Origin of the sequence: Streptomyces sp. AcH 505 (assembly GCF_000818175.1) — a bacterium.
Classification (GTDB): domain Bacteria; phylum Actinomycetota; class Actinomycetes; order Streptomycetales; family Streptomycetaceae; genus Streptomyces.
This window is the reverse complement of the sequence record NZ_JTIY01000001.1, coordinates 6,728,743-6,733,635: the sequence shown is the minus strand read 5'-3', so window position 1 is coordinate 6,733,635 and position 4,893 is coordinate 6,728,743. Positions and strand designations below refer to the sequence as shown.

The following is a 4,893-nucleotide window of genomic DNA, read 5'->3' as shown; positions in this document are numbered from 1 at the left end:
AGCAGGCACTCGCCGCCGCCGTCCGGCGGGAGATCCAGCCGCTGACGGAGCGCATCGGCCGGCTGGAGGAGCATCTCGGGCTCGGCGAGGCCCGCTGACCGACGGCCCGTCAGTCCATCAGTCCGTCAGTCCATCAGTCCGTCGCCACCCAGAGGCAGAACGGGTGGCCCGCCGGGTCGAGGCAGACCCGTACGTCGTCCTGCGGCTGGAACGCGGCGATCTCGGCGCCGAGCGACACCGCGTAGGCCGTGGCGGACGCCAGATCGTCCACCTCGATGTCCAGATGGAGCATCATCTGCTGACGGCCGTCCTCGGCGGGCCAACGGGGCCGCGTGTAGGACTCCTCGTGCTGGACCGCCACGCTCGCGCCGCCGCCCGGCGGTGTCAGCTTGACCCAGTCGGGCTCGTCCTGCGCGACCTCCCAGCCGAGGAGTTCCCGGTAGAAGCCCGCCAGCAGCGGCACATCGGGGGCGGACAGAACCGTGCCCGTCAGGGTCATTCGCGGCGCTTTCGCCATCTCCGATGACCTTCCTTGTCGTGAAGTGTCCCGATTTTGTAACAGGCAGCGGGCCCTACAACTCCTGCCCGGCCTCACGGGTCGTAATGAATGTGACGCGTGACCAGCGTCACTCAATCGAGGAAACGGGGCAAGACATGATCTTCTCTCAGCGTGCCACCGCGATCGGCGCACTCGCCACCACCCTGGTCTGCGGGGCGGCGATTCTCGCACCGCAGGCAGGGGCCGCCACCCGGACCGAGGCCGCGGCCAAGCCGGTTCCGAAGGCAGCGGCAGCGGCGGTCTACAACGGCGTCTGTGGCGCCGGCTACGGGGTCGTGAACTCGGCGCCGATCGGTACGGCGGGGACGGTCTTCCTCACGTACAACGCGAAGACCGGCAAGAACTGCGTCGTGACGCAGCGGGCCAAGACCGGCGCCAAGGTGTACATGGTGGCGAGCATCCGCCTGGCCCCGAGCGGCGTTCCGGTGGTCGACGCCGGGAACTACACGTCGTACGCGGGTCCGGTCTACCTGGCCGCCAAGGGACAGTGCGTCAGCTGGTCGGGCACCATCGGCGACTCGACCGCGGGCAAGAACGGCACCAACTGCGCCAAGCTCGCCAACGCCCTGCCGGGCGCAGCGAAGAACTAGCGCCGCCGCGGAAACAGGGGCGCGGCACAGTACGAAGCGGGGGCGCTCCCCTGTCGTCACACTCCTCCCCGGCCCGACAGTCTGACCACCTGTCGGGCCGGGGAGGTCGTGCGTTCACGGCGCCACGTACGGCGCCGCGTCACGAACTGCCGCGCACCGCTCAGGCGGTGGCGGCGAAGGCGTCGACGCCGGTCAGTTCCGCCGAGAGCGCCCACAGCCGGGCCGCCTGCTCGGGGTCGGTGGCGTACGCGCGCACGCCGCCCTTGAACTCGCCCTCGTCCGCGGGTTCCGCGATGTCGCAGTCCTCGCAGTACGCCCCGCCCTTCCCGGCGAGCTGCGGCGAGGTCGCGGCCCACACCTGGGTAGCGGCGCCCTGTTCGGGCGTCTTGAACGAGTTGTTGAGCAGATTGCCGTCCTTGTCGATCCACCCCAGCGCGATCTGCTCCTCCTTGGGCAGATGGCGCTGCAACGGGGTGAGGATGCCACCGGGATGCAGCGAGAAGGCCCGTACGCCCTTCTCCTGCGCCAGCGCGTCGAGCCGCACGGCGAACAGCGCGTTGGCCGTCTTCGCCTGGCCGTACGCCTGCCACTTCTCGTAGCCGTGCTCGAACTGGAGGTCGTCCCAGCGGATGGCCGAGTTGCGGTGGCCCGCCGAGGAGACGGAGATGATCCTCGCGCCCGGGGCGACGGCCGGCCACAACCGGTTGACCAGGGCGAAGTGACCGAGGTGGTTGGTCGCGAACTGCGCCTCCCAGCCAGGCCCGACCCGGGTCTCCGGGCAGGCCATCACGGCGGCGCTGTTGATCATGATGTCGATGGCGCGGCCCGAGGCGAGGAAGCGGTCGGCGAAGGCACGTACGCTCTCCAGGTCGCCGAGGTCCAGTTCGTCCACCTCGACCCCGTCGAGGCCGGCGAGCGCCTCCTGCGCCACCTCACGGCGGCGGGCCGGTACGACGACGTGGGCGCCGGCGCCTGCCAGGGCGCGTGTCGTCTCCAGGCCGAGGCCCGAGTAGCCGCCGGTCACCACGGCGAGTTTCCCGGTGAGGTCGATCCCGTGCAGCGTCTCGGCCGCCGTGGTGCGGGCTCCGAACCCTGATCCGATCGTGTGTTGCGGCGTTGTCATACATCTCAGGCTACGGATTCGAGCGCGCTCGAAGTCAAGCGTCCCCCGGCTGAACGAGTGTCGAATCCATCAGCGGGTCCCGGCGGGCGAAACGCCCTCGTACGGGGCAATGATGTCCGGTCGGCTCGCGCGTACTGCTAGGCAAGGACGTCGTTGCCCGTTTCGGAGCTCTGGAGCCACCCATGACCATCGATGCCGTCCTCGCCCAGGACCAGCAATCGCCGCGTGCTCACCGGACCGTCCCGGAGCAGGCGGCCGACCGGGACGGCGTACCCGGCCGGGTCGAGGAGCGGGATCTCACGTTCGACGGGTTCCGCTACACCTGCCGGATCGTGCACAACGAGACGCCGGTGACCGAGCCCCTGCTGGTGCTCGGCGGGTCGTCGCAGGACCGCAACTCGTGGCAGCGGCACGAGAAGTGGCTCGCCCCGCTGGGGCAGGTGATCACCGTCGACCTGCCCGGCTACGGGACCGCCGACTTCCTGCCCGCCTCGTACGGCGTCGACTTCCTGGCCGCGGTGGTCCGGCATCTGCTGACCGAGCTGGGGGTGGCGCGGATCAATCTGGTCGCCGCCTGCTACGGCGGCGCCGTCGGGGTGCGCTTCGCCCAGCACTACCCGGGGATGCTGGCGCGGCTGCTGCTGGTCGGCATGACGACCCGGATCCCGGCCGACTACGCGGCGGCGATGGAACGCTGGGCCGTGATGATCGAGCGTGGTGAGACGGAGACCATCGCGCGCGAGCTGGCGGACCGGTTCATGTCCCCGCCCGGCACCGGACGCGTGCGCAAGCACGCGGCGGTGTCCCGGCTGGTCTACCAGCAGATCGCGGGACAGACGCCCGAGCAGCTGCGGATGTCGGCCGAGCACAACACCCGCTTGATGCGCCACGAGTGGTACCGCCCCGAGCCGGTGCCCGCCGTGCCGAGCCTGGTGGTGACCGGTGAGCACGACACCCTGTGCACGCCGGAGATGGGCCGCGAGGTGGCGGCGCGGCTGCCCGAGGCGCGGTTCCTCACCATCGAGGAGACGGACCATCTGGCGCCGGTGGAGCGGATCGCCGACTTCGCGGATCTCGTCGCGCGGTTCTGCACGGACCGTCCGCTGGACGATCTGGCGTACTGCAGCGCCCCGGAGACCCTGGGCACGGCGGTGGCCGCCGAGCGGCGCTGAGCGGGGCGTACGGCGCCCGTCGGCGGCCGTGCGGATACGGCGGTCACGGCGGTCACGGCGCGGGCGGGATACGGGCGGCGATCAGGGTGATGTCGTCCCTGATGTCGCCGAGCGTCCTGGCGAGGGTGACGCACAGCCGGTCCAGCGGCTGTGCGTGGTGGACGGCGGTGTGCTGCCGCAGCCGGGTCATACCGGTGTCGATGTCCTGGGTGCGGGACTCGATCAGGCCGTCGGTGTAGAGCAGGACGGTCGATCCGGGCGGCAGTTCGGTGGTGGCGGTCGGGCGGACGGTGTTCGGGCGCAGCCCGATCAGCATGGAGTGCGCGTCGGTCAGGTACCGGGTCCTGCCGTCGGCGGTGATGAGCAGCGGCGGCGGGTGGCCCGCCGTGGACCAGCTGAGCTGCCAGGCGCCGTCCGGCAGGGCGTGCAGCCGGGCCAGTACGACGGTGGCGGAGTCGGCGAGCCCCAGATGTGCCTGTGCGTTGTCCAGGCGGCGCAGGATGGTGCCGGGGTCCTCGTCGGGCCGGTCCACGGCCAGGGCCCGCAGCATGTTGCGCAGCTCGCTCATCCGCGCCGCGGCCTGTATGTCGTGGCCCGTGACGTCACCGACCACCAGGGCGAGGTCCCCGTCGGGCAGCGGGAACGCGTCGTACCAGTCACCGCCGACCTCGGCGGTCCGCTCGGCGGGCCGGTAGTGCGCGGCCAGTTCCAGCGTGCTGACGTCGGGCAGATCCGTGAGCAGGGCGCGCTGGAGGGTGGCCGCGATGTCGGCCTGCTGGGCGTGCAGCCGGGCGTTGTCGAGTCCGAGCGCGGTACGGCGCGCCACTTCCTCGGCGAGCACCCGGTCGGCGGCGCTGAACGGCGGGCCCGCCGCGCCCCGGCTGAGGGTCAGCGCGCCGAAGGTGCTGGTGCGCAGCCGCACGGGCACGATCAGGACGTGCTCGGCCGCGAGTTCGGTGAGCATGGCTGTCGTGGCCCTGCCGAGTGCGTCGCCTTCGGCGGGCGGCGCCGGGTCCCCGGTGTGGAAGGGCGCGCTCAGATACTGGGTCGGTCCGCCGGTCAGCACCTGGGCCAGCGGCGCCGCCGAGGCCTCCGCGTACGCGGGCGGGTCGGCTTCGAGCACTTCGGCGGGGACCTGGTCGGTGTCCTGGTGGGTCCAGGCGGTTCGCCGTACCCGCCCCCGGTCGACGACGAGGTCGATGACGGCGGCGTCGGCGAGCCGGGGCACCAGCAGCCTGGCGACCCGGGCAAGGGCCTCGTCCGCCTCCAGGGTGCTCACCAGGGCCAGCGTCAGATCGCCGAGCCAGGTGGCCTCGGCCAGTTCGTACTCGGCCTGTTCCCGGGCCATCTCGCTGTACGCGTAGCGGTCCGCGCTGCGGTCGATGCGTTCCCGCTCGGCGCCGGTGTCGTGGAACACCACGACAGCGCCGCCGGGGCCGTCCGCCGCGC

5 protein-coding genes are annotated in these 4,893 nt (G+C 71.7%); 2 read left to right on the top strand and 3 right to left on the bottom strand.

The features are described 5' to 3' along the window. Window positions 1-133: 133 nt before the first annotated feature. Entirely contained in the window at window positions 134-517 is a 384-nt protein-coding gene (locus HY68_RS29535) for a VOC family protein (RefSeq protein WP_041994606.1), read from the bottom strand. 137 nt (window positions 518-654) lie between these two features. On the opposite strand from HY68_RS29535, the gene HY68_RS29530 reads away from it, so the two are divergent. Beyond that, window positions 655-1,149 carry a hypothetical protein gene (locus HY68_RS29530; protein WP_041994603.1) on the top strand — a complete coding sequence of 165 codons (495 nt, stop codon included), beginning with the start codon at window positions 655-657 and terminating at the stop codon, window positions 1,147-1,149. Window positions 1,150-1,309: 160 nt separating this feature from the next. Here HY68_RS29530 and HY68_RS29525 read toward each other — a convergent pair whose 3' ends face one another. Next, window positions 1,310-2,272: an SDR family NAD(P)-dependent oxidoreductase gene (locus tag HY68_RS29525; RefSeq protein ID WP_041994600.1), complete on the bottom strand. Its 963-nt coding sequence runs from the start codon at window positions 2,270-2,272 to the stop codon at window positions 1,310-1,312. A 182-nt stretch (window positions 2,273-2,454) separates the two neighbouring features. Between HY68_RS29525 and HY68_RS29520 the strand changes: the two genes are divergently transcribed. Then, window positions 2,455-3,444 (top strand): alpha/beta hydrolase, encoded by a 990-nt coding sequence (locus tag HY68_RS29520; RefSeq protein ID WP_078863857.1) that lies wholly within the window; start codon window positions 2,455-2,457, stop codon window positions 3,442-3,444. Between the two features lie 52 nt (window positions 3,445-3,496). Here HY68_RS29520 and HY68_RS29515 read toward each other — a convergent pair. After that, a partial coding sequence (locus HY68_RS29515; protein WP_041997564.1) for a GAF domain-containing SpoIIE family protein phosphatase occupies window positions 3,497-4,893 on the bottom strand: 1,397 nt, incomplete at its 5' end.

Coding starts and splice junctions, on each gene's coding strand:
- HY68_RS29535 (WP_041994606.1), bottom strand. CDS start 517: ATGGCGAAAGCGCCGCGAATGACCCTGACGGGCACGGTTCTGTCCGCC.
- HY68_RS29530 (WP_041994603.1), top strand. CDS start 655: ATGATCTTCTCTCAGCGTGCCACCGCGATCGGCGCACTCGCCACCACC.
- HY68_RS29525 (WP_041994600.1), bottom strand. CDS start 2,272: ATGACAACGCCGCAACACACGATCGGATCAGGGTTCGGAGCCCGCACC.
- HY68_RS29520 (WP_078863857.1), top strand. CDS start 2,455: ATGACCATCGATGCCGTCCTCGCCCAGGACCAGCAATCGCCGCGTGCT.